A 23,303-nucleotide genomic window follows, 5' to 3' on the forward strand; every position below is an offset into this window, starting at 1 on the left:
TCTTTAATTTTAGATTTTTATGTCAGAACTAACCCCTTTAATGAGGCAATATCACGAGGTAAAACAGAATCATCCCGATTCTATTGTATTTTTCCGCCTCGGTGATTTTTATGAGATGTTCGGGCAGGATGCAGTGACAGCGTCAAAAATTCTTCAGATTGCCCTGACAACGAGGGACCGGGGCAAAGAAGACGCCGTTCCGATGTGCGGCGTGCCGCATTTTACTGCAGAAACCTATATCGCAAAATTAATAAAAAGCGGACATAAGGTTGCAATCTGCGAGCAGGTGGAAGACCCGAAAGATGCAAAGGGGATAGTGAGGAGGGAGGTTGTCAGGGTTGTGACTCCCGGGACCTTTCAACCCGAGAGTCCGAAGGAAAACAATTACATACTGAGTATTTTTCAGAAGGAAAATATTTTTGGTTTTGCCGCCGCCGATATAACGACCGGAGAGTTCCAGATTTACGAATCCTGCAATAATCTTAATGACGAGATAGTGAGGTTTGAGCCTAAGGAAGTGCTTTACCCCCTGAGTTTTAAGCACAATCCCTCCATTCAGGAATGGCTTAACGGTTATTACACTACCCCGTATGAGGACTGGTATTACGATTATATTGAGGCGTACAGGGCGCTTTTAAAACACTTCAAAGTAGGCTCTCTTGACGGTTATGGCGTTGAGGGCATGGTCGTGGCTGTTTCAGCGGCCGGCGCTCTTCTTAATTATCTTGAGGGTACACAGAAAGGAGCTCTCGGATTTAAAAAGATAAAAGTCCTCAAGCGCGATTCGCACATGCTGCTTGACGCCGCCACGCAGAAAAACCTGGAGCTTATAAAAAATATTAAAGATGACGCAAAGGAAGGCAGTCTGCTCTGGGTTATTGATGAGACGCTTACGCCGATGGGCGCAAGGCTTCTGAGGACCTGGCTTCTTAATCCCCTGCTTAACGCTGAAAAAATATGGGAAAGGCAGGATTCAGTTGGTTCTCTTTATGATGATTCAGCGCTGCTTTCTAAAATTCAGGGGATTTTAAAAGATATATCAGATATTGAGCGCTTATCATCCAGGATGGACAACGAAAGCGCTAATGCAAGGGACCTGACAGCGCTTAAGAATTCACTGAAACTCCTGCCAGGACTTAAGGGCTTGCTCAGAGACAGCGGAGACAGGCGTATTAAATTTCTGCAAGGGCAAATTGATGAACTTTCAGACATAGAAGCGCTTATTGAAAAATCCATTGCCGGAAATCCTCCTCTCAGCCTGAAAGACGGAGGCCTGATAAGGCAGGAATTCAGCCCTGAGGTTGACGAACTGAGGCAGATTAGTTCAAGCGGAAAGGATTTCCTTGCCTCGCTTGAAACAAGAGAGAAGGAGCGCACAGGCATATCATCATTAAAAATAGGCTATAACAGGGTCTTTGGTTATTTTATTGAAGTTACAAAACCGAACCTCCCGCAGGTCCCGCCTGATTATATAAGAAAACAGACGATTGCAAACGGCGAGCGTTTTATAACGCCTGAACTCAAAGAATATGAATCAAAGGTTTTGGGCGCGGAAGAAAGGCTTAAAAATCTTGAATATGAAATTTTCATAAAACTAAGGGCTGAGATTCTGAAAGAAACTGAAAGGATTCAAAAGACTGCTTCTGCAATTGCAGAACTGGACGCCCTGTCCGGTTTTGCACGCATTGCGGCCAAATATAATTATGTAAGGCCTGTGGTTGACAGCGGCGACATTATCCGGATTTCCGAGGGCCGGCATCCTGTGCTTGAAAGGCTGGCGATAAGCGACAGGTTTATCCCGAACGACGCAATGCTTGATACATTCGCAAACAATATTTTAATCATCACAGGCCCGAACATGGCAGGCAAATCAACATATATGAGGCAGGTTGCTCTCATAGTTTTACTGGCACAGACAGGCAGTTTTGTGCCTGCGAAAGAGGCCAGGATAGGGATTGTTGACAGGATATTTACACGCATAGGCGCATCGGATGTAATAACCAAAGGTCAAAGCACTTTTATGATTGAAATGATTGAAACGGCAAATATCATAAACAATGCAACCCAAAAGAGCCTTATCCTGCTTGATGAAGTTGGAAGGGGGACCAGCACTTTTGACGGTATAAGCATTGCATGGGCAACTGCCGAATACATCGCTAAGAACCTGAAGGCAAGGACGCTTTTTGCAACTCATTACCATGAACTCACAGAACTTGCGCTCTGCCTTGAGGGAATTAAGAACCTGAATGTTGCCGTTAAAGAGTGGGGCGATGAAATAATATTTTTAAGAAAAATTGAAGAGGGACCTGCCGACAAGAGTTACGGCATACAGGTTGCGAGACTTGCAGGGCTTCCCGATGATGTAATAAAACGCGCAAAAGAAGTTCTTTCAAATCTTGAAAAGGCAGAGCTTAATGAACTCGGCGCACCGAAGATTGCCTATTCTGCAGATTCCCCTGCAGAGAAACCAAAGGGCGGACAACTGGACCTTTTCACCACGCAGGCAGACCCCGTGATAAAGGAGCTCTTAGGGCTGGATATTATGAGCATGTCGCCGATTGAGGCATTGAATAAACTCTATGAGATGCGTAGAAAACTGTCGGAAAAAGGCGCGGAAAAAGCGCAGGGCAATTGACTATAACTCAGACGGTTTTGTATCCTATAATGTTATAACAGCAATTACGAGTTGAGAGTTAAAAATTAAGAGTTAAAAGTGAAAAGCCAGAGGAATAGACGCTATAAACGCTGTTTTTTATTTGTTCACTAATAACTCTTAACTTGTAACTTGTTACTGTCGTTTTTTTGGGGAGTCGTCCAATGGCAGGACGGCAGACTCTGGATCTGCTTATAGGGGTTCGAATCCTCTCTCCCCAGTGGTCCCATCGTCTAGCGGCCTAGGACGTGGCCCTCTCAAGGCTGAAACACGGGTTCGAAACCCGTTGGGACCGCCATTAAAGACAGTGAACAGTAATCAGTGAACAGTGTATAGTTAAAAACAGAAGTAAGGAGGTTAAATGCCTAAGACTTATAACATTGCAGTGGTCCCGGGCGACGGCACGGGTCCGGAGGTTATCGCAGAGGGAGTGAAGGTCTTAAATGCCGTATCGCACAAATACGGATTTAAACTGAATCTAAACTATTTTGATTTCGGCGGCGAGAGGTATTTAAAAACAGGCGAGACGCTTCCTCCGGACGCAATTGAAGAGCTTAAGAAATATGACGCTATTTATCTCGGCGCAATCGGACACCCTGACGTAAAACCCGGTGTGCTTGAAAAGGGCATTCTCCTCAGGCTCAGGTTTGAGCTGGACCAGTATATTAATTTAAGACCGGTAAAACTTTATCCCGGCGTGGACTGTCCGCTTAAGGACAAAAAACCCGAGCATATAGATTTCGTCGTTGTGAGGGAGAATACCGAAGGGCTTTATGCGGGCGCGGGCGGTGTGCTTAAAAAAGGGACGCCTGACGAAGTAGCGGTGCAGGAGTCAATTAACACCAGAAAAGGCGTTGAGCGCTGTATCCGCTATGCCTTTGAATATTGCAGGAAGAGGAACAAGGCGAACAAGCTTACCCTTTGCGGAAAGACAAATGTCCTGACGTTTGCCTTTGATTTATGGGAGAGGACCTTTTATGAGGTTGCAAAGGAATATCCGGATGTAAAACCTGACTATGCACATGTGGATGCGATAACCATGTGGTTTGTCAAAAACCCCGAGTGGTTTGATGTTATTGTAACAGACAATATGTTCGGCGACATAATCACTGATTTGGGCGCAATGATTCAGGGCGGGATGGGTATTGCGGCCGGAGGGAATATAAATCCTCAGGGCGTGTCCATGTTTGAGCCGATAGGAGGCTCTGCGCCTAAATATAAAGGAATGAATGTAATTAATCCGCTTGCCGCCATATGCGCAGGGGGCATGATGCTTGAGCATTTGGGCGAGGAAAAAGCAAGTAAATGCATTGAGCAGGCTGTCATGACTGTCACTGCAAAACATATTAAAAGCCTTGCGGCAGGTCAGATGGGACACACGACGGCTGAAACAGGAGATCTTGTTGCAAAATATGCGGTAGAACTTTCTTAGCAAATGCATAGATGTCATTGTCTTCGGGGATAATGACAATTATAAAAATGAGAAAAACAACTATACGGCTGACAGCTTTGATTGCCATTCTTTCTTTTTTAGGATGCACAACAGCCTCTAAGAATGTGCCGCTTGCCAAGAAGAATCTGACTACCAGTCAGTATTTAAAAGTGGTGAGATTTAAAACACCGGGAGGCATTAGGGTATCAAGCGCTGAATGCACCATTTTTAGTGCGAGCATCGGAACTCTGCTGTTCCCGGGAGTGGGAACAGCGGTGGGAACCCTGGCGTCAATACAGCGGATAGGGAATGAAATTCCCCGTCCGGATTTTGGCAAACTGGTATTAGAAAAATTTGTAAGACGCGCGCTTAAGAACATCCCTAATTGGCCTGAGATGAGCATTGAAGAAGAGCCTGTAAAAGAAGTATTTGTGAAGAAGGCACCTTTGAAGAAGGCACCTGCGAAGGAAGTATATGTAAAGGAAGAACCGATGATAGAGCGTCCAACTTATGAATTTTTTATGCCATTACTGCTTGAGGAATCTTTTGTGTCATTGCCGCCTGAGGAAGAAGAGATTGAGTTTGAAAATGCCGTGCTTGAATTTAAGGTGTATCGTATTTCAATTGATACTGTTGATATGGAGCTTTCAAGCAGTACAAAGGCAACACTGAAGGACCCTTACGGCAAGGTCCTCTGGGAAAAATCATTTACTTACAGGGGAGGCGATTTTAAGAGGAAATACACCTTGAGAGAATTCACAGCTAACGATGGAGAAATTTTAAAAGAAGAACTGGAGTACGCCGCCGATGCTACGGCAGCCGACTTCATAGAACATTTTACAGGGACGGTAACATTAGAAAAACCATTGTAATATATGAAGTAAAATTTAATTTTTATTAAGAAAGGTCATACAGATGCTGAAGAAAAAAAAGAAATATGTTGTTGCGGTTGTTGGAGCAACGGGCGCGGTTGGAAATGAAATGGTTTCAATCCTTGAGGGAAGGAAGTTCCCGGTTGAAAAACTGAGGCTTTTTGCCTCGGAGCGTTCAGAAGGCAAGACTATTGAATTCAATGACAAGGCAGTGCTTGTGGAAATACTGAGTGAAAAGGTTTTTGCAGGGATAGACATCGCCCTGTTTTCTGCCGGAGCAGAGCGGAGCCTTCACTTTGCTCCCTTTGCGGTTAAGGCAGGCTGTGTTGTCATTGACAATTCAAGCGCATGGAGGATGGATCCCGGTGTGCCGCTTGTGGTGCCTGAGGTCAACCCCCATGATTTAAAGTGGCATAAGGGGATAATTGCAAATCCAAACTGTTCAACAATCCAAATGGTTGTTGTCATGAAGCCCATTCATGATGCGGTTAAAATCAAGAGGGTGGTTGTGACCACATTCCAGTCTGTCTCAGGCACAGGCAAAAGGGCCATGGAGGAGCTCCTGCAGCAGTCCTCGGACATGCTTAATTTCAAGGAGATAAAGCCGGTTGTCTATCCGCATCAGATAGCTTTTAACTGCCTTCCCCATATTGATAAGTTTATGGAAGACGGTTATACAAAAGAAGAGATTAAGATGGTAAATGAGACCAAGAAGATTATGGGGGATGATTCAATAAGGCTTACGGCAACTACCGTACGGGTGCCTGTCTTCAGGGGGCATTCTGAGTCAGTTAACATTGAGACTGAGAGAAAATTATCGGCGAATGAGGCAAGGACGCTGCTTTCAAAAGCGCCGGGCATTGTTATTTACGATGCCCCTGAGAAAAACCTTTATCCCCTTCCTGTTGACGCCGCCGGAAAAGATGCAGTATATGTAGGAAGGATAAGGGAGGACCATTCTGTTGAAAACGGCATCAACTTGTGGGTGGTTTCGGATAATTTAAGAAAAGGCGCGGCGCTTAATGCTGTGCAGATTGCGGAAAAACTGATTGAATGACAAAGGCGCATATGCCTTTATTGATTTGTCATTTGGATTTTGGATTTGAAATTAAAGGCATACATGCCCTCAAAACTTTAAGCATGCAACCAAGAGTATTATCAGTCATGCTGCAAGGGTTTTAAGTAATTGCTTTTGAACTATTTATAAAAGGCAGCATGACATTAAGGTGTTGCCTTAAAGTTTTTCAGACATATATGCCTTATTCGCCACTTTTAAAGAGGGGAATATTGAGGAAGAGGAGCATTATGGGAAAAGTTGATTTCATTATACGCGGTGATTATGTGCTTCCGATGGAGGACGGGCTTCCTGTCATACGGGACGGCGCTGTTGCAGTAGCAGGCAGGAACATTACAGATGTCGGTGCATATGCCGATATTTCAAAAAAATATACTGCCGGAAAAACAATCGGCGGCGCAAACAAAGTTGTTGCCCCGGGGTTAATCAATACCCACACGCATGCCCCGATGGTTTATTTCAGGGGGCTTGCCGATGACCTGCCGCTTCAGGAGTGGCTTGAAAAGCACATCTGGCCTGCCGAGGCGAAGTGGATGAGTCCTGAGTTTGTATCCGATGCTGTTGAACTGGCCTGCCTTGAAATGTTAAAGGCAGGGGTTACAACATATGCAGACATGTATTTTTATGAAGATGCCGCAGGCAGGAAACTTGAGAAAATAGGAATGAGAGGCGTGCTTGGCGCAGGCGTTATTGACTTCCCTTCAGGTTATGCGCAGACCCCTGACGATTATTTCAGAAATGCCGAGGAATTTATCAAGGACTGGAAGGGCAGTGAATTGATAACTCCTTTTATTGCCCCTCACGCAACCTATACCTGCGGTCCTGACACGCTGAAGAGGGCAGATGAACTTTCTGAAAAATACAGAGTTCCGATACATACCCATGTTGCTGAGACCGCTTGGGAAGTTGCCGAGATACAAAAACGCTACGGCCAAACTCCGGTGGAATATTTAGAAAGTCTCGGCGTTCTTTCAAAACGCATGTTTGCTGCGCATTGTGTGTGGCTGACCGATAAAGAAATTGAAATACTTGCGGAAAGGAAAGTGGGCGTTGCGCACTGCATTGAAAGCAATCTTAAACTTGCGTCAGGTTTTGCGCCTGTGCCTAAGATGATTAAAGCAGGGGTAAGAGTTGCGCTCGGCACGGACGGCGCTGCAAGCAACAACGATCTTAGCATTTTAGGTGAACTGTCTACTGCTGCTAAGGTGCACAAGGCTGTTTCCGGCGACCCGACTATTGTTGACAGCAAAACGGCTCTTTTAATGGCAACCGGATGGGGCGCTGAGATTTTAGGGCTCGGCGAAAAAACCGGCACACTTAAGCCCGGCAAACTAGCAGACCTGTTTATTGCAGACCTCAGACAGCCTCATTTAGTGCCGATTTACGATATATATTCCCACATTGTATATTGCATGAGGCCTTCGGATATCTTGACAGTGATGGTTAACGGCAGGGTCGTAGTTGAAAACAGAAGGCTTACGACAATGGATGAAGAAGATATAATCGGCAAGGCACAGGTGTGGCAGAAGAAGATCAAAGGCTGATTAGCGTTTCTGTCGGCGCTGAGGAGGCATCTGCCTCTGCTGTCTGTAGCGTTCTCTTATTTCTTCTCTCTTTTCGGGCCTGAGGCTTTTCCATCGTTTATAATTTTCCATGATCTTATGCTTTTCCTCAGGAGGCAGTTGTTTGAATTTTGTGTATTTATTTTTTATCTTTTCCCTTTCCTCTGGTGAAAGGGCTTTAAACCGCTGGTAGTTTTTTCTTACCGCCGCTTTTTCGCTGTCAGGCAGTTTTTTCCATTCCTGAAACCGTTCCTTGATTTTTTCGTGTTCCTCAGGAGTCATCTGCTGCCATTTCTTCAGATTTTCCTGGTAATTATCATCAGGTTGCTCAGCTCGCAGAGGCAGGATTGCAAGAAAGAAAAAGCAGGTAATATAAATTATGATTAAATTAATTTTTTTCACTGTTTCCCCTTTTAGCTTTTTCTTCGGTGTTTGGATTGATGGTTTGCGTGTCATTTGTTTTTTCCTTATCTTCATATAGGTCCATGTTTATCAAAAGGTCATAATCTTCAAGCATATCAAGAACCTTTATAATTTCCTCTTCAACTTCTTTTGCATCTTGTTTTTCACCAGATGCATTAGCGCCGCTCAATAAAACAATAAAAATAAAAATACAAGCGCATATAACCTCATGTTTTTTCAACAACCGCTATCTCCTGAAGGTTTTGTAATATCTCGTACTCTTCAAATAAGTCAAGATTTTTTATAAAGTCGTAATTCTGGGAAATGAATGTATTTTCCTGTTTTGACTCATAAAATTTGATGCCGCCCCAAAAAACAGCAAGCAGCGCCATTGCTATTGCAGCTGCCGGGATGAGCCTTGGCAGCCGGAACAGCCATGACGTTCTTTCCCGATGCGGTTTTTTACTGTCAATTTTTTTATAAACTTTCTGACTGTACCGTTTCCAAAAGGCATCCGGGAGGGCAGGCTCTTTAATCTTAATCCCATTAAGTGTTTTCTTAAGCTTTTCCAGCGAAGACGCACAATTATCACAATATCCAAGGTGTTCATCCACTGCAGACTTAAGAACATTACCCGCCTCATTGTAATAATAATTCACCAGTTCTTTTTGGACCTCTTTACACTGCATTATAAAACCCCTTTAACTTTTCCTGAAGTTCCTTAACGGCCCTGAACAGATGCGATTTGACAGTGCCCTCTGCGCATCCGAGTATCTCGGATATTTCACTGATTTTCATGCCGTTAAAATGTTTCATTACAAAAACTTCCTGCTGTTTCACCGGCAGGTTTTTAACTGCGTTTTTAATCGCAGAGCCGAGCTGTTTGGTTGAGAGTTCATCCTCAGGCGTAGTTTCCGCTGCTGCATCTATTGTCTTTTCTTCTCCTTCTTTAGTAAAAAAATTAAGTGAAATAAATGAGGCAAACCTGTTTTTCCTGTAATGCCTTCTGCACAGATTTACGATAATTCTGTAGAACCATGTCTTAAAACTGCTTTCCCCCCTGAATTTATGTATCTGTGAATGGACTATTACAAAGGCCTCCTGCGATATGTCCTGCGCATCTTCAATGCTGCCTGACATATTATAAGCTAATGAAAAACCCATCTTTTTATACCTTTCAACAAGCTCCTCAAAGGCATTAGTATCATCAGCTTTAAGCCTTTCTACAAGTTCTTTGTCTGTGAGGCTTTTCATCATATTTAGAGTCATGTTTAACTGAAAAAGTTTACATTATATGCTGTGCGCTTCGCAAGACATTGATTTTTAAAACTAAAATTTTTTTATTAACTTATGGTAAACTTTTCCTGTAAAACTTGCTCTAATAAACCAGATAATCTTAAGAATTGAAAAGGAGGAGTAAAATGAAAAAGCAGATTGTGGTTTTAACAATGATTTTAGGGCTTTTGCTAATCTGGTCAATGCCGGCATTTGCGGCAGATTCAGCAGGCGAAACCCAGGGGGAAAATGTAAGCTCCGAGCCTTATGCAGTTGAGAACTTAAGAAGCATTGATACAAACCAGGATGGCGTCCTTGATAAAAATGAAATCGCTGCAGACCCGAGAATGAATAGTTATTACGACAATAAGAAGATGTTTCAGCATGCAGACAGGAACAACGATGGTGTTATAAGCGTTGAGGAGGCAAAGTCCCAGAGGGAATGGCAAATGAAACAAAGTAAGCCTGCGTCAAAAAAAGAAGCGCTTGAAAAGATTAAAGACAAAAAAGAAGACATTCGCGACAAACGCGAAGAGATGAAAGACCGCAGGGAAGATATCAAGGACAGGCGCGAAGATGTACAGGATAGAAGAGAGGATATTATAGATAGAAAAGATGATAAGATAAAGGCAGAACAGCTTAGCAACTTGCAGAATCAACTGGCAAATACCACAGACCCCCAAGAGCAGGCAAGGCTGCAAGGTCAGATAGATAGACTGCAGAATAATATTAGAAGGGATAAACAGGAAGACATCAGGGACCGGCGCGAGGATGTCCGTGATAGGAAAGAAGACGCCAGAGATAGGAAGGAAGATGTAAAAGACCGTAAGGAAGATATAAAGGACAGGAGAGAAGATATTCGGGACCGAAGAGGAAATATGAGGGACAGGAAAGACATGCCCCGTCATAGGCAAGACCGGCAGAGAGAGCACAAACCGCGCAGGTAAGGGGAATAAGAATATAGAGTGTCAGAGATTTATAACTCTGACACTCTGTAATTTGAATCTTTAATGTTTTGCCCTTCTGAATCTCCTCACGGCAAAGACCGAGGCCCCTGAGAGGAATAAAATCGCCGACATGGGCTCGGGCGTTACCATCAGGCTTACATTATTTGCATTGTATGCCACATCCCATCCCATTCCGTTTCCTAATGCCGGCAGATTATAGGTGTTAAACGTCCCGTAGATATTGTTCGCTGACAGGATAGTAAAACTGTTGCCGAGGGTTGGAGTAAATCCGTTAAGCAAATCAACTGACAATGCCCCTGCAAGATAGGCGCTGCCCGTTACATTTAACATATCATACTCTGTCCCCTGCGTTAACCCTGCAAGTTCAATTAGAAGGGATGCAGAGGAATCCATTGTGTAATTACCGTCCACTGTTAACATGTCCGGAGATAAACCCGGCATTACGCTTCCGCTGTTTACCACATCACCGTTTATTGTCCCTGTGCCGGAAATGCTTCCGCTTGATGTCAGCATCCCTGTGCCTGTGCTGTTTATTTTTAAGATACTGTTATCGCCGACTATTATTGCACCTGAATTTGTCAGATTCCCTGCTGTTGTGAAATCCCTGTCATTCAGGATGCTGAAACTGCCGTTGTTTGTATTAAGATTCGCAAGGGCATTGTTTGTGCCTGATGTACCGTTGTAGAGGTTTGAACTTGTTCCATCAAGAATAATAGAGGCAGCATTGATATTGATTGCGCCTGGCAGACGCATTGTACCAGTAACATAATATGTCCCTCCTGTCAGTGTATTGCCTGCAAGGTTTGTAAGGGTATCATTTACTGTAAGTGTGCTGCCGCTGTTTGCCCTGAATGTGCCGTTGTTAGTAACCCCGGCGCTGCCAGGGTTAATGAGCAATGCAGTGCTCTGATTGGCAATAATTGTGCCGTTGTTAGTAATCCCTAAAATGTTATCGCCTAACTGTCCAGAACCCTGTATGGTATGATTGGTATCATTTGTCAATACAGCGCCGGATGCGCCGGTAATCCGATTGTTTGCATAGTTGCTAAGATTTAGAATCCCTGTGCCTGTAATAGTGCTGTTCCCATACAAGTATAAGTCCGTGTAAGTAGTGGACCCGTTCAGTGACATGGTCCCGTTGTTGGTAATGGCGCCGGCATAAAGATAGGTATCTGTCCCGTTATTTGCTAAAAAATCTCCATTTAAGGTAATCCCGTTTAAGTATGCTGCGCTTGTATTCCTGATTTTACTGCCGCCGCTGGTATTTAAATTCCCTCCAACTATGGTAGCGGCATTAAGTTGAACTTCATAGCCGTTTAATGCCTCAATGATATTGTTGTTGGTGAATGTGCCACTATATAGAGAGAGTGTCCCGCCATTCGCCCGCATAATGCCGTTGTTAGTAACCCCGGCGCTGCCAGGGTTAATGGTCAATGCAGTGCTCTGATTGGCAATAATTGTGCCGTTGTTGGTAATTCCTAAAATGTTATTGCCTAACTGTCCAGAGCCCTGTATGGTATGATTGGTATCATTTGTCAATACAGCGCCAGATGCACCGGTAATCCGATTGTTTGCATAGTTGCTAAGATTTAGAATCCCAGTGCCTGTAATAGTGCTGTTCCCATTCAAGTATAAGTCCGTGTAAGTAGTGGACCCGTTCAGTGACATGGTCCCGTTGTTGGTAATGGCGCCGGCTGACGCACCACCTGCAATGTATAAGTGAGAGTTATTATTGACAGTGAGGCTGTCGCCTGTATCAACGGTCAGATTGTCAATGGTAGGATTTGTGTTCAAAGACACGGTGTAGTCAGGCAGATATAAGCCGCCGATAAAGACATTGTACGTATCCGTTCCATTATTAGGAATAACATTCGGGTCCCAGTTGGTGGCTGTATTCCAGTAATTTGTGCCTCCACCTCCATCCCAGACAGCATCAACCTGTGCGGCAGGCACACTGCCTGCAAAACACAGTAATACGACTACGGTAGAAAACACTTCTGTAAAAAAACTTTTTGCCCTATGAATTTTTAAACACTTCATAAAATCACCGCCTTTAAATGTTGTTTGTTTATCTATTTTGTTTCCTGAGTCTCTGCATCTGCTTTAATCAACTGTGCCACCCTTGAGTCAGACGATACCGGCTCTATTAAAACTATGTGTTTTGCATTCAGATACATTATGTCAGGGCCATGCCATTCCTTGCCCCTCTTGATAAGAATGCTGTTTACCTGCTTGGTCTCCGGATTTGTCTGACTCTGGACATAATAAACATCTTTTAAAACCGGATATGATGAGCCGGCGCCCTCAAGCTTTCCAAAGAATGCCTGTCCGTTGTCAAGGAATACAACCTGATACTCTGACTGAAATTTTATTGAGGATGATTTTGAATTATTGCATCCCTGAAAAAATAAGATTGAACATAGAACTGAGATACAGGAAATAAATAATCTGCCTTTCATGCCTTCTGCCCCCCCTGAAATTATTTTATATTGCAAAGAAAATTTACATAACTTTATGAAAAATATTATCCTTTATTTTTAGTTATATCAAAAATCATGCCAGGTCTAAAAATAGCAATAACGTATAATGGATATTAAAAAATATATAAATTTCAGATAGTTGGTGAAGACAGGCAGATTGTTTATATGCAGGACACTATGTAAATATTACATAAGTGTTATGGTGCAATTATGTAACTGGGACGTAAAAGCAATTGACACTAACCAAAACGCTTTAAACGCTTAGAGATATTATCCGGAGCCTATACTATTTAACGTCTCTTCAAGGCTTTTAGTATCCTCAACATTAAGCACTCTCGCTTCTTTGTCTATTTTCCTGATAATGGCGGAAAGGATTTTGCCGGGGCCGACTTCAATAAATGTGTTTACTTCATTTTTAATCATGAGCCTTATGGAATCATCCCACAGAAGCGGGTGGTTAAGCTGTTTAATAAGAGATGCTTTAATCTCCTCAGGGGAATTTAAAAAAACTGCATCTGCATTATTTACAATAGGCACTTTAGGCGGTTGGAACTGAGTATTGTTTAACAGTTCAGCTAATCTGTTGGCGGCGTCTGACATAAGTTTGCAGTGAGAAGGCACTGATACCGGAAGCACGACAGCCCTCTTGGCGCCTGCCTCTTTTGACAGCTCTATTGCCTCTTCAACCGCAGGTTTTTCGCCTGCAATCACAATCTGTCCCGGGCAATTGTAGTTTGCAGGAGCAACATAACCCGAACTGACTGACCGGCACACATTTTCCAACTCGCTTCTTTCAAGCCCGAGTATGGCTGCCATAAGCCCTTTGCCTTCAGGCACTGCGTCCTGCATGAACTGCCCTCTTTTTTCAGTAATCTTTACAGCATCTTTAAACGGAATAACCCCGGATGCAACTACAGCAGAATATTCGCCGAGGCTGTGGCCGGACACGCAGAACGGAGTTATGTTTTTTGAAGAGAGGACTTTGAATGCCGCAAAGCTTGCAGTCAGAAGGCACGGCTGGGTCCTGAAGGTCTTATAAATCTCATCTTGAGGGCCGTTAAAGCTCAGTCCTGCAATATCATAGCCAAGCGCATCAGAGGCTTCTTTATATATTTGCTTAACTTCGCCGAAATTTTCATAAAGGTCTTTTCCCATTCCGACATGCTGTGATCCTTGACCGGGAAAAACAAAAGCGATTTTCATATTCCCTCCTGCACCTTGTTTTGCCTGTAAATTTTATAGGAAAACAAACTTATTCTAAAGATTTTGTTAGGGAGTGCCCCATAAGTGGTTTGAATGATATTACTGTAAAATAATATAAACTTAATATCAAGTGAAAATCAACAAATGAACACTATAAACTGAAGGGTCACATTTTATAAATTTTTAAAGATGTTAGTGCTATAATATTTTTAAAAGGAGGGCTTGAGATGAACACAAAAAGATTTATATGAGCAGGCATAGCGGTATTTTTGGCATTTGAGATTATTGATGCGATTGTTCATACCGGAATTTTGAGCAAGACTTACGAGGCTCTCGCACCTCTCTGGAGGCCTGACATGATGTCAAAGATGTGGATTTTTCATTTGTTAATAATTTTTTGATATCACCCGATGGATTGCGTATTGCATGGAATGTTAATAGAATTACCAATATTATTGAGGATGATGACGGCACTGCATTCATAAAGCATGAAGTTTATACAGCTAACATTGACGGCAAGGATAAGAGGCTTGTATTTAAAGAACAGCTTAAGGTCAAGGATGTATTCGCTGACAATGGCATGGAAAGACGCATGGTTTACTGGTCCAGAAAAATAAAAAATCAATTATTTTTTTCTACATTTAATATCGGACAACTTTGGTCGGAGTATAAGAGCCTTTTTGCTTTGAATATAGAAACAGGGCTTTTATCAGAGATTAACAAGGATGTTGAAGTATTCCTAAATTTTTCACTTAATGAAACGTTGGTTGCATACACACCAAATGATCATACGTGTTGCGCCGGGACTAATTACACGAACAACACCGTAAGTATATTGGATTTAATCTCAGGGAAAAATGTTGTAATCTACTTACGAAGGATTAGTTATTTTTGATCGTGCAAAAAATACCGAAAAAGTTTTATCTTCCCAGAAAATAGTTTGGATTGCAATAGAGTAGATTAATGTGAAGAGCCGCTGAGTATCAGTTTCTCTGAAAAGAATTTATAGCCCTACATACCCTTTGCCTCTTTAATTTTCTTAATCAGCAGAGGGATTACTTCATACAAGTTGCCGACTATGCCATAAGTTGCAACGCTGAATATCTGCGCTTCAGGGTTTTTGTTTATTGCGATAATAATGTCTGAGGACTGCATCCCGACAAGGTGTTGAACCGCCCCAGAAATCCCACAGGCGAAGTAAATCTTGGGGCAAACGGTCTTGCCTGTCTGCCCGACCTGATGGCTGTATGAAATCCACCCTTCATCAACTGCAGCCCTTGATGCGCCGATGGCTCCGCCCATAACTGCTGCAAGCTCTTCAAGGAGTTTAAATCCCTTTACATCACCGAGCCCTCTTCCGCCTGCCACGATGACATCAGCCTCATGGAGATTTACTGTAAGCTCGGAAACTTCTTTAATTGTATCAAGGACCATAGTTCTTGAGGTTAGATTATCCGCGTTGACATGTATTATTTCACCTGTTCTTCCTGCGTCATATTCTCCCTTTTTCATTACGCGGGGTCTTACAGTTGCCATCTGCGGTCTGTAATCAGGGCAGAGGATTGTAGCCATTATGTTGCCTCCGAATGCAGGTCGTATCTGCAGGAGGTTCTTTGTCGCTTTGTCTATCTCAAGCGAGGTGCAGTCGGCAGTAAGCCCTGTTTTAAGTTTTGCCGCAACACGCGGAATGAACGACCTGCCGACCGGCGTTGCGCCTGCGAGGACAATTGCCGGCTTATATTCACTAATAAGTTTTGAGAGAAGCCCGGAATATGTATCATCATTAAAATCTCCGAGGATTGTGTCAGTGCATAAATATACTTTGTCAGCGCCCCATCTTATAAGTTCATCTGCCTCTGAATCACTGCCCCCAAATAAAACAGCGGAGAGATCTGTCGCAAGTTCATCAGCGAGTTTTTTCCCGGCGCCGAGGAGTTCATAGGATACAGATGCAATTTTCCCTTCTCTTTGTTCAGCAAATACCCACACGCCTTTATAATCGGTAAGGGGTAAGGTGTGAGTGGAAGAGGGGGTATCTTCTACCTCAACTATTGCGCCCTCAGGGCAGACCTCAAGACATGCCTTGCAGAGCTGGCAGTACTCATTTATAAAGGCTACTCCGCTTGTAATGCTGATGGCATCATAAGGGCATGAGGCTACACATGTTTCACACCCGCTGCATTTATCGGGCTTTACGATTATATGCATTTGATTTTCCGTAACTCTTCAATCAATACACTTGCCTGTTCTTCCGGCGCGCCGTCAATCATCATTCTGTCAGATTTGGATTGCGGTGCAAAAATATTTTTAACCTTTGTGGGAGAGCCGTTGAGTCCAAGGCTGTTTTCATCCGCTTCTATTTCTGAAGGCCCCATTTTTGTTATTACTGCCTTTTTCGCCGCCATCTTGCCTTTAAGTGACGGGAGCCGCGGGACATTCAGTTCCTTAACAACGGTAAGTAAAACGGGCAAAGAAGATTCCACGATGTCATACCCGTCGTCCATGAGCCGCTGGACTCTGATATAACCTTCTTTCACTTCTTCAATCTTTCTCACATAGGCAATGTGCGGGATATTCAGAAATTCGGCTGTTTCAGGACCTACTTGAGCTGTATCGCCGTCTATCGCCTGCTTGCCGCAGAATATTATGTCAGCGCCGATTTTTTTAATTGCCGCTGCAAGGGTGTATGCAGTTGCCCATGTGTCAGAGCCTGCAAATGCCCTGTCTGAAAGCAAAACTGCTTCATCAGCGCCCATTGATACTGCCTCCCGCAACGCATTTTCCGCCTGAGGCGGTCCCATGGTCAAGACAGTCATGTTCCCTCCCAAAGCCTCTTTTATTAGGGCTCCTGCCTCAAGGGCGTGAAGGTCAAATGGATTGATTATGCTCGGAACGCCTTCTCTAATTAATGTGTTTGTCTCAGGATTAATCCTGATCTCTGCCGTATCAGGCACCTGCTTTATGCAGACAATAATTTTCACCTTTACTCATCCTCCAGCGGTTCTTAAAAAGAATTAAAAAAGCGGGGTACTATATTATACAATTTTAGAAATGAAAAATGCAGTTATTTTTTATATTTAGAAAGTTCATCTTTTAATTTTTGTATCTCGTCTTTCAGTCCTTTCATCTTGAGCTCCCTGCCTACTGCTATCTCATAGAATTTTTCAAGTTCTTCAACTCTTTTCTTAAGTTCTTCTTCCACCAGCTTGCGGTCTGTAATATCGCGGACATATTCAATTATGCCTTTAAGCTCATTTGTTTCCATATCTACCAGAGGGAAACTATACAGGTCCAGCCACCCGACAACCTCGCCTCTTGGCCCTCTTTTTGGAACCACATTGTAAGCTACCCTGCAGTTTTCAATGGTCCGGCTCGTAGGGCAGACTTCACAGCATTCTTTGCGGCTGTGATATGCATCATAGCATTTTTTACCTATCAGAGGCATGGCATGTGAATACCAGCGTTCTATTGCATGATTTACACGGATGATAGTCATATCTTTATCAAGGATGCTTATACCGTCTTGTATGCTGTCAAAGATGTCATTGAGGAACTTTTCGTTTTTTTTTATTTCCTCGCCTTTCAGCTTATGCGCGGTGACATCCCTCACTATTTCAATGCCGGCAACAATTTTACCTGAAGCGCTGCGTAATGGCGAGGCAGTAATTTCAAAGAATCTCATTCCATTATTCGTTGGAGTGTTTCTTACTGCGGTATGAACAGTGCCATCCTTAAAAACCATAATAAGCGGGCAGCCTTCACAGGTATCGCTATTATTCGCAAAGGATTTGTAGCAGTACTCGCCGATGTGGTCGCCCATAAAATTTTTATGGCTTTTGTTCTGATAAAGCACTCTAAAAGCAGTGTCCTGAATGCTGACGCCGTCTCCAATGGCGTCAAGTATTCCATGGGCTTCAAGTTTATTCAGGATATGGCTGATACTGCTTGTTTTGTGTTTCATATACTTATAATATTTAAAAGCGAAATGCCGTATAAGTCAAGTTTTTTGTTCTTGCATACCAAGGAACCGTCGGCTATAATTATCAGGAAGGAGGCATGTTGTGACTGCAAAAAAACATTTTACAGCAGTTGAGGCAAAAAAAATAGGCGGAGCGCTCGGCATTGACTGGAACAAATTTGACGTTGAGCAGTTCAGGATGGGGCTTGATGTTGAGCTTGAGCACGGGAGGCACGACCCTGCCACCAATGTGACCAATGACGACCCGATGACAACCGGCAAAATAGCGCTTGCGCACTTAAACGAGTTCCCGGATTATTACACAAGGCTTGAGAAGATGGAGGAAGAGGCTGAGCGATTTCACGGCAAGGGCTGAGGTTTTCCGGCATTTTTTAAAAATCAATCCAACCCGATTGCCTTGCGAAAACTCTTCCAGCCTTTCTTGAAAAAGTTTCCTGTCCTGTGGAGGGCGTCTTTTGCGCCGTCACGAATCTTATGCCAGATATTTTTAGTGTCTTTTTTAGCCTCTTGGGCTTTTTGTTTTGTTTCTTTTTTTACTTCTTTTAAGTCTTCTTTAACCTTTCCCTTTACCTCTTTTAGATCTTTTTTTATTATTGTCTTTATATTCTTTGCGGTCTTTTTGGCCATGCCTGCTGTTTCCTTGAGATTTTTTTTGATATGCTCTTTTTTGGTCTCAGCAGGTTTCTCCTCCTGTGCGAATACAGGAGAGAGCAAGGCGCAGATAATTAGGGGAAACAGGATAGTTTTATATAGTTTCATTTTTACAGCCGCTCCTTCACCAGATTATCCACCACAGACGGGTCGGCAAGGGTAGAGGTGTCGCCCAAATCATCAACATCTCCCTGTGCTATTTTTCTGAGTAAGAATTATGGGGTCAGGTCTTGAAATATCAGTTTTCAACCTCCGCCTCTTTAATTGCCTTACTAACAGTAGTATAATGAACCTTTAAATAATCCGCAATCTCCTTTGAGGTTATATTTCAAGACCTGACCCCAATTTTGCCGCCAATTTTGCCGTTTACTGAGTATTTTTCAGTATAAATTTTGAGCCAGTTTAAATACCGCACAAAATCATCCCTGTGCTCAAAAACAGATTGACGGTAATTACCGCGTTGGGTGATATGGTGCGGATAATTAACTGCTACAGCGCGTGCTATTCTCGGCATGGATTTAAGAATAACTAACTTGACTCTATATGTCAATAAAAATAGGCGCTGTCCCTATTTTTTTACCGAACTTAGAGTTGTTTTTCTCTGTGCTCGCTGTGGTTAAATTTGTTTTTACAATCTCTCCTTCACCAGATTATCCACTACAGACGGGTCGGCAAGGGTAGAGGTGTCGCCCAAATCATCAACATCTCCCTGTGCTATTTTTCTGAGGATTCTCCTCATTATTTTGCCGCTTCTGGTCTTTGGGAGTCCGGGCGCAAACTGGAGTTTATCAGGCGTTGCAATGGGTCCGATGACTGTCCTTACATGACCGACAAGTATTTTCTTCAGCTCGTCTGAAGGTTTCTGTCCCTGCTTAAGTGTTACATATGCATAGATGCCTTCGCCTTTTATCTCATGAGGATAGCCGACGACTGCTGATTCTGCAACTGCCTCATGGCTGACAAGGGCAGACTCCACCTCTGCGGTGCCGAGCCTGTGCCCTGAGATGTTGATGACGTCATCAATTCTTCCCATGAGCCAGTAGTCTCCGTCTTTATCCACCCATGCGCCGTCGCCGGTTAAATACTTGCCTGTAAATCTTGAAAAGTAGACTTCTTTGATGCGCTTGCCTTCAGGGTCGCCGTAAGTGCCTCTTATCATGCCGGGCCAGGGTTTTTCAATTACAAGGTAGCCGCCTTCATTCACCGCCGCCTGCGAGCCGTCTTCTTTTAAAATTTGGGGTGCAACGCCGGGGAACGGCAGGTTTGCCGAGCCGGGCTTTAAAGTCATGGCCCCAGGCAACGGAGTTATCAGTATGCCTCCTGTCTCTGTCTGCCACCATGTGTCAACAATCGGGAGTCTGCCTTTTCCCACATTGGTGTGATACCACATCCATGCCTCCGGGTTAATAGGCTCTCCGACTGTGCCTAAAACCCTGAGTGATGACAGGTCGTGATTATTTATCCATTTTTCGCCTTCCCTCATCAAAGCCCTGATAGCCGTAGGCGCTGTGTAGAAGATATTGACTTTATGCTTGTCAACGATGCTCCAGAACCTTCCTGCATCAGGGTATGTGGGAATGCCTTCAAACATGAGACTTGTTGCGCCATTTGACAATGGCCCGTAAATTATATAGCTGTGTCCTGTCACCCATCCGATGTCTGCTGTGCAGAAATGTATGTCCTCATCGCGGCAATCAAATATCCATCTGAATGTAAGATTGGTATAAAGGAGATAACCGGCGGTTGTGTGCAGAACGCCCTTTGGCTTGCCTGTTGAGCCTGACGTATAAAGTATAAAGAGGGGGTCTTCTGCATCCATTTGTTCAGGCTCGCAGTAGTTTGCGATGTCAGGTGCATTTATCTCGTCATGCCACCACAAATCCCTGCCGGGCTCCATATCTATGCCGTCAGTCCTTTTTACCACGATCATTTTTTCAACTGTCGGACATTCGTGCAGTGCGGCATCTGCATTTGCCTTGAGCGCAACCGGCCGGCCTCCCCTCATTCCCCGGTCTGCGGTAATGACAAGTTTTGCCTTGCAGTCTTGAATTCTGTCCCTCAGCGCCTGTGCGCTGAATCCGCCGAAAACTATGCAGTGGATAGCGCCTATTCTTGCGCATGCGAGCATTGAAATCGCAAGCTCAGGTATCATCGGCAGATAAATCGTAACCCTGTCGCCCTTTTTTACGCCGTGCTTTTTGAGGACATTGGCAAATCTGTTTACTTCATAATGCAATTGCTGATATGTGAATGTTTTATAAACTCCGCTGTCAGCTTCCCATATAATTGCCGCCTTGTTCCTTGTTGCAGTTGATAAATGCTTGTCAAGACAGTTATATGAGGCGTTAAGCTTGCCGCCCTGAAACCATTTTATCTCGGGCTTCTCAAAATTATACTCAAGAACCTTGTTCCACTTTTTATACCATGTAATATTTTTTTCAGCCATTTCAGCCCAGAAGCCTTCAGGGTCTTCAATGGACTGTTTATATATTTTTTCGTACTCCTGCATGCTCTTTATGTGAGCCTTTGCGCTGAATTCCTTTGACGGCGGGAAGGTCCTTCCCGCTGTCATTAAGACTTCAATCTTTTTTGTGTCTGCCATGAAAACCCTCCTATGTCATCAAAGGTATGCTGTAAAGTGTAAACTTTCTGAGATTATCAGTGTCCGCCTGACTTCAGCAGCCCTGATGCTGCAAGAGCAAGGACAAGAACCTCAAATATAGCGATAATGCCGTATACAGTATCTTTTTTTCTGAAAAATATCGGAATTATTCTTATGTAACAAGGTATAGTTATACCCGCAAGAAAGGCGATTCCAATAAAATTAAGAAAATCCCCCTTGCCGAGCATTCCAAGCCATGCCCAGCCGGGATGAATACCTGTTGCTTTAAGGTAATCCTTTACAGGCATTCCCCAGTACTTTGGAAGATCATTGACCGGCACATGAGGTGTAAATATTCCCAGCAAATAAATTACAAATGTGATGGTTATTGCAATTAATCCTGCCTTCATCCCTGTGTCCAGGAGCTTTGCATATACAACCTGCTCCTCAGTCGCCTTTAATTTCTTATCCATGTATTTCCTCCGTTTAAATTTAATTCAAGATTCATTGAAAAAGGATTCAACATCTATATCTATTACCCCCTGTGGTCTCTGCCACAGTTCCAAATTTCTGTCATTCCGGCTTGTCCGGAATCTTTCCGGAAGGATTCCCGACGCGCTTCGCTTGCGGGAATGACACCAAAAAATAAACATTCAAATAATAGACGCCCTGCGGTCTCTGCCGCAGGGTTCTTCACTAATTTTGCATTTATTTCATTAATTCCAGATGCCCAGACCTTTAAGCAGCGCCCTTGCGCCTGCAAATAAAAGCATTATTATAACTATATAGCGGATTGCCGCCGGCTTTGTCTTTGCAAGGATCCTGACGCCTACAATGGAGCCCAGCATTATCCCGATTATTGAGGGAACAACCATCATAGGCAGTACTGCCCCGTTATTAAAATAAATCCATGCGGCAGATGTATCTGTTATAGAGAGCAGAAACTTGCTGGTTGCCACAGAGACTTTTAAGGGCGCTCCCATCATGAGATTCAGCACCGGCACGTTGGCCCATCCTGCTCCAAGCCCGAACATACCTGCCATTACGCCTATGAGAACAAATGTTGCAAGCCCCTGAGGCGTCCTGTGTATTTTCCAGTTAATTTCCTCTCCTGTAGACACCTCGTGGTATATTCCGTTTATCCTGAGGGCTGTGGAAAGTGAATCCGCCTGCTTTACCTCGGGGTATTCTGATTTTTTTGCCATGAGCATAATTGCAACGATTCCCAGAATAGTTGCACCCAGCGCAGTCTGAACAACATTTGTCGGCAGTGCAAGACCCAGCATGGCCCCAACAATTGCGCATGAAGATGCAATGAGCGCCACAGGCAGGGCAAGTCTTAAATCTGCCATGCCTTTTTTAAGCAGGCCGGGTCCTGCGGCAAGCGCTCCTGATAGGGCCACCAGAAGACCCGCCCCTCTGACAAAATCAAGGTGAAACGGGAAAAAACCTCCTATAATAGGCACAAAGAGCACGCCCCCGCCTACACCGCCTAAAACAGCTACAATCCCGAGCACAAATGTTAAAACAAATAAAGTCAGCGGCCAGACCCACCATGGAGCGGCAGAACCATTTGCCGCTGCGTCTGCTGTTTGCTCTTCGCCGTAAGCAGCTCCATTGAAACCTGAAATACAGACAGCCGCAACTGCAATAATGAAAATTACATATAAAAACTTACGGTGTATATTTAATTGCTCCATTATTTTTACCATCCTTTGCTTTCTAATATCTCCTTTACTTGTTTTTCCGCTTTTTTCTCAACGAGAAGTATTTTTTTGCTCTGTGCCTCTCCGATTTTTTCCATGAGTTTATTTAAGTCCACAGGCTTTTCCATAAAGTCAACTGCGCCTGCCTTTATTGCCTCAACACCTTTCTCTAATGTGCCGTGCCCTGTAAGGATTACAATCTGCATATCAGGATTTTCCTGCCGCAGGCGTTTAAGGGTTTCTATGCCGCTTATCCCCGGCATCATGAGGTCCAGAACAATCGCATCAAAGTCCTTGCCCTTGGCCCGTTTAACGGCGTCTTCTCCGCTGCTTGCAGTGTCTACTTTCATGCCCCGGCCTTCAAGTCTTTTTGAAAACACATCAAGGAACTGTTCTTCGTCATCTACTAAGAGTATGTTTGCTTTAATATCTTCAGACATAAT

General features: G+C 43.8%; 23 protein-coding genes and 2 tRNA genes. 9 read left to right on the forward strand and 16 right to left on the reverse strand.

Annotation, left to right across the window (positions count from 1 at the left end; all coding sequences use genetic code 11):
- Positions 1 to 19: 19 nt before the first annotated feature.
- The 4 genes from mutS (at position 20) to HZA10_07590 (ending at position 4,085) form a co-directional block, all read left to right on the forward strand.
- Positions 20 to 2,635, forward strand: coding sequence for a DNA mismatch repair protein MutS (mutS, locus tag HZA10_07575; protein MBI5196167.1), 2,616 nt, complete (start codon positions 20 to 22; stop codon positions 2,633 to 2,635).
- Between the two features lie 168 nt (positions 2,636 to 2,803).
- Positions 2,804 to 2,874, forward strand: a tRNA-Gln gene (locus HZA10_07580).
- Between the two features lies 1 nt (position 2,875).
- Positions 2,876 to 2,951 (forward strand) — tRNA-Glu (locus tag HZA10_07585).
- A gap of 63 nt (positions 2,952 to 3,014) precedes the next feature.
- A complete protein-coding gene (locus HZA10_07590) occupies positions 3,015 to 4,085 on the forward strand; it encodes a 3-isopropylmalate dehydrogenase (GenBank protein ID MBI5196168.1) in 1,071 nt (356 codons plus the stop codon).
- A 157-nt stretch (positions 4,086 to 4,242) separates the two neighbouring features.
- Here the strand turns inward: HZA10_07590 and HZA10_07595 are convergent, their stop codons facing one another.
- Positions 4,243 to 4,581 carry a pentapeptide repeat-containing protein gene (locus HZA10_07595; GenBank protein MBI5196169.1) on the reverse strand — a complete coding sequence of 113 codons (339 nt, stop codon included), beginning with the start codon at positions 4,579 to 4,581 and terminating at the stop codon, positions 4,243 to 4,245.
- A 419-nt stretch (positions 4,582 to 5,000) separates the two neighbouring features.
- Between HZA10_07595 and HZA10_07600 the strand changes: the two genes are divergently transcribed.
- Positions 5,001 to 6,014 (forward strand): aspartate-semialdehyde dehydrogenase, encoded by a 1,014-nt coding sequence (locus HZA10_07600; protein ID MBI5196170.1) that lies wholly within the window; start codon positions 5,001 to 5,003, stop codon positions 6,012 to 6,014.
- 248 nt (positions 6,015 to 6,262) lie between these two features.
- Positions 6,263 to 7,576 (forward strand): amidohydrolase family protein, encoded by a 1,314-nt coding sequence (locus tag HZA10_07605; GenBank protein MBI5196171.1) that lies wholly within the window; start codon positions 6,263 to 6,265, stop codon positions 7,574 to 7,576.
- On the opposite strand, the gene HZA10_07610 is transcribed toward HZA10_07605, so the two are convergent.
- Genes HZA10_07610 through HZA10_07625 form a run of 4 tightly spaced genes read right to left on the reverse strand, consistent with a single transcriptional unit; the run spans position 7,577 to position 9,253 of the window.
- Entirely contained in the window at positions 7,577 to 7,996 is a 420-nt protein-coding gene (locus tag HZA10_07610; protein ID MBI5196172.1) for a DUF3106 domain-containing protein, read from the reverse strand. It abuts the gene before it with no gap.
- Positions 7,983 to 8,237 carry a hypothetical protein gene (locus tag HZA10_07615; GenBank protein MBI5196173.1) on the reverse strand — a complete coding sequence of 85 codons (255 nt, stop codon included), beginning with the start codon at positions 8,235 to 8,237 and terminating at the stop codon, positions 7,983 to 7,985. Before HZA10_07615 ends, HZA10_07610 begins: the two co-directional genes overlap by 14 nt.
- The gene (locus HZA10_07620) at positions 8,224 to 8,685 is read right to left on the reverse strand and encodes a hypothetical protein (protein MBI5196174.1); all 462 of its coding nucleotides are present in this window, start codon (positions 8,683 to 8,685) and stop codon (positions 8,224 to 8,226) included. The genes HZA10_07615 and HZA10_07620 overlap by 14 nt, the downstream gene beginning before the upstream one ends.
- Positions 8,675 to 9,253, reverse strand: a complete 579-nt coding sequence (locus tag HZA10_07625; protein ID MBI5196175.1) for an RNA polymerase sigma factor — start codon at positions 9,251 to 9,253, stop codon at positions 8,675 to 8,677. Before HZA10_07625 ends, HZA10_07620 begins: the two co-directional genes overlap by 11 nt.
- A 164-nt stretch (positions 9,254 to 9,417) precedes the next feature.
- Between HZA10_07625 and HZA10_07630 the strand changes: the two genes are divergently transcribed.
- A complete protein-coding gene (locus tag HZA10_07630; protein MBI5196176.1) occupies positions 9,418 to 10,218 on the forward strand; it encodes a hypothetical protein in 801 nt (266 codons plus the stop codon).
- 60 nt (positions 10,219 to 10,278) lie between these two features.
- Here the strand turns inward: HZA10_07630 and HZA10_07635 are convergent, their stop codons facing one another.
- The 3 genes from HZA10_07635 to fabD all read right to left on the reverse strand — a co-directional run bounded on the left by HZA10_07635 (position 10,279) and on the right by fabD (position 13,922).
- Complete coding sequence (locus HZA10_07635) at positions 10,279 to 12,279, reverse strand: hypothetical protein (GenBank protein MBI5196177.1); 2,001 nt, start codon at positions 12,277 to 12,279, stop codon at positions 10,279 to 10,281.
- A 32-nt stretch (positions 12,280 to 12,311) separates the two neighbouring features.
- Positions 12,312 to 12,698, reverse strand: coding sequence for a hypothetical protein (locus HZA10_07640; protein MBI5196178.1), 387 nt, complete (start codon positions 12,696 to 12,698; stop codon positions 12,312 to 12,314).
- 291 nt (positions 12,699 to 12,989) lie between these two features.
- On the reverse strand, positions 12,990 to 13,922 hold the full coding sequence (gene fabD / locus HZA10_07645; protein ID MBI5196179.1) for an ACP S-malonyltransferase: 933 nt from the start codon (positions 13,920 to 13,922) through the stop codon (positions 12,990 to 12,992).
- Between the two features lie 370 nt (positions 13,923 to 14,292).
- On the opposite strand from fabD, the gene HZA10_07650 reads away from it, so the two are divergent.
- Positions 14,293 to 14,817, forward strand: coding sequence for a hypothetical protein (locus HZA10_07650; protein ID MBI5196180.1), 525 nt, complete (start codon positions 14,293 to 14,295; stop codon positions 14,815 to 14,817).
- 116 nt (positions 14,818 to 14,933) lie between these two features.
- Here HZA10_07650 and HZA10_07655 read toward each other — a convergent pair whose 3' ends face one another.
- From HZA10_07655 to HZA10_07665, 3 genes are all read right to left on the reverse strand, one after another.
- The gene (locus HZA10_07655) at positions 14,934 to 16,130 is read right to left on the reverse strand and encodes an electron transfer flavoprotein subunit alpha (protein MBI5196181.1); all 1,197 of its coding nucleotides are present in this window, start codon (positions 16,128 to 16,130) and stop codon (positions 14,934 to 14,936) included.
- The gene (locus tag HZA10_07660; protein MBI5196182.1) at positions 16,121 to 16,903 is read right to left on the reverse strand and encodes an electron transfer flavoprotein subunit beta/FixA family protein; all 783 of its coding nucleotides are present in this window, start codon (positions 16,901 to 16,903) and stop codon (positions 16,121 to 16,123) included. Before HZA10_07660 ends, HZA10_07655 begins: the two co-directional genes overlap by 10 nt.
- Before the next feature lie 83 nt (positions 16,904 to 16,986).
- Complete coding sequence (locus HZA10_07665; GenBank protein MBI5196183.1) at positions 16,987 to 17,883, reverse strand: PAS domain-containing protein; 897 nt, start codon at positions 17,881 to 17,883, stop codon at positions 16,987 to 16,989.
- A gap of 100 nt (positions 17,884 to 17,983) precedes the next feature.
- Here HZA10_07665 and HZA10_07670 point away from each other — a divergent pair, with 100 nt between their 5' ends.
- Entirely contained in the window at positions 17,984 to 18,256 is a 273-nt protein-coding gene (locus tag HZA10_07670; GenBank protein MBI5196184.1) for a hypothetical protein, read from the forward strand.
- Between the two features lie 23 nt (positions 18,257 to 18,279).
- Here HZA10_07670 and HZA10_07675 read toward each other — a convergent pair whose 3' ends face one another.
- From HZA10_07675 to HZA10_07695, 5 genes are all read right to left on the reverse strand, one after another.
- Positions 18,280 to 18,660, reverse strand: a complete 381-nt coding sequence (locus HZA10_07675) for a hypothetical protein (protein ID MBI5196185.1) — start codon at positions 18,658 to 18,660, stop codon at positions 18,280 to 18,282.
- 520 nt (positions 18,661 to 19,180) lie between these two features.
- Positions 19,181 to 21,154 carry an acetate--CoA ligase gene (acs, locus tag HZA10_07680; protein MBI5196186.1) on the reverse strand — a complete coding sequence of 658 codons (1,974 nt, stop codon included), beginning with the start codon at positions 21,152 to 21,154 and terminating at the stop codon, positions 19,181 to 19,183.
- Positions 21,155 to 21,210: 56 nt separating this feature from the next.
- The gene (locus tag HZA10_07685) at positions 21,211 to 21,627 is read right to left on the reverse strand and encodes a hypothetical protein (GenBank protein ID MBI5196187.1); all 417 of its coding nucleotides are present in this window, start codon (positions 21,625 to 21,627) and stop codon (positions 21,211 to 21,213) included.
- 243 nt (positions 21,628 to 21,870) lie between these two features.
- On the reverse strand, positions 21,871 to 22,854 hold the full coding sequence (locus HZA10_07690; protein ID MBI5196188.1) for a sulfite exporter TauE/SafE family protein: 984 nt from the start codon (positions 22,852 to 22,854) through the stop codon (positions 21,871 to 21,873).
- A 5-nt stretch (positions 22,855 to 22,859) separates the two neighbouring features.
- Entirely contained in the window at positions 22,860 to 23,300 is a 441-nt protein-coding gene (locus HZA10_07695; GenBank protein ID MBI5196189.1) for a response regulator, read from the reverse strand.
- Between the last annotated feature and the right edge of the window lie 3 nt (positions 23,301 to 23,303).

The sequence above is a fragment of the Nitrospirota bacterium genome, assembly GCA_016212185.1.
GTDB lineage: Bacteria > Nitrospirota > Thermodesulfovibrionia > UBA6902 > DSMQ01 > JACRGX01.

Excerpts from the sequence above, each read along its gene's own strand:
- fabD (MBI5196179.1), bottom strand. The coding sequence starts at position 13,922 with ATGAAAATCGCTTTTGTTTTTCCCGGTCAAGGATCACAGCATGTCGGA.
- HZA10_07685 (MBI5196187.1), bottom strand. The coding sequence starts at position 21,627 with ATGGATAAGAAATTAAAGGCGACTGAGGAGCAGGTTGTATATGCAAAG.
- HZA10_07590 (MBI5196168.1), top strand. The coding sequence starts at position 3,015 with ATGCCTAAGACTTATAACATTGCAGTGGTCCCGGGCGACGGCACGGGT.
- HZA10_07620 (MBI5196174.1), bottom strand. The coding sequence starts at position 8,685 with ATGCAGTGTAAAGAGGTCCAAAAAGAACTGGTGAATTATTATTACAAT.
- HZA10_07655 (MBI5196181.1), bottom strand. The coding sequence starts at position 16,130 with ATGCATATAATCGTAAAGCCCGATAAATGCAGCGGGTGTGAAACATGT.
- HZA10_07635 (MBI5196177.1), bottom strand. The coding sequence starts at position 12,279 with ATGAAGTGTTTAAAAATTCATAGGGCAAAAAGTTTTTTTACAGAAGTG.
- HZA10_07600 (MBI5196170.1), top strand. The coding sequence starts at position 5,001 with ATGCTGAAGAAAAAAAAGAAATATGTTGTTGCGGTTGTTGGAGCAACG.
- HZA10_07625 (MBI5196175.1), bottom strand. The coding sequence starts at position 9,253 with ATGATGAAAAGCCTCACAGACAAAGAACTTGTAGAAAGGCTTAAAGCT.
- HZA10_07675 (MBI5196185.1), bottom strand. The coding sequence starts at position 18,660 with ATGAAACTATATAAAACTATCCTGTTTCCCCTAATTATCTGCGCCTTG.
- HZA10_07640 (MBI5196178.1), bottom strand. The coding sequence starts at position 12,698 with ATGAAAGGCAGATTATTTATTTCCTGTATCTCAGTTCTATGTTCAATC.
- mutS (MBI5196167.1), top strand. The coding sequence starts at position 20 with ATGTCAGAACTAACCCCTTTAATGAGGCAATATCACGAGGTAAAACAG.
- HZA10_07665 (MBI5196183.1), bottom strand. The coding sequence starts at position 17,883 with ATGAAACACAAAACAAGCAGTATCAGCCATATCCTGAATAAACTTGAA.
- acs (MBI5196186.1), bottom strand. The coding sequence starts at position 21,154 with ATGGCAGACACAAAAAAGATTGAAGTCTTAATGACAGCGGGAAGGACC.
- HZA10_07690 (MBI5196188.1), bottom strand. The coding sequence starts at position 22,854 with ATGGAGCAATTAAATATACACCGTAAGTTTTTATATGTAATTTTCATT.
- HZA10_07630 (MBI5196176.1), top strand. The coding sequence starts at position 9,418 with ATGAAAAAGCAGATTGTGGTTTTAACAATGATTTTAGGGCTTTTGCTA.
- HZA10_07605 (MBI5196171.1), top strand. The coding sequence starts at position 6,263 with ATGGGAAAAGTTGATTTCATTATACGCGGTGATTATGTGCTTCCGATG.
- HZA10_07695 (MBI5196189.1), bottom strand. The coding sequence starts at position 23,300 with ATGTCTGAAGATATTAAAGCAAACATACTCTTAGTAGATGACGAAGAA.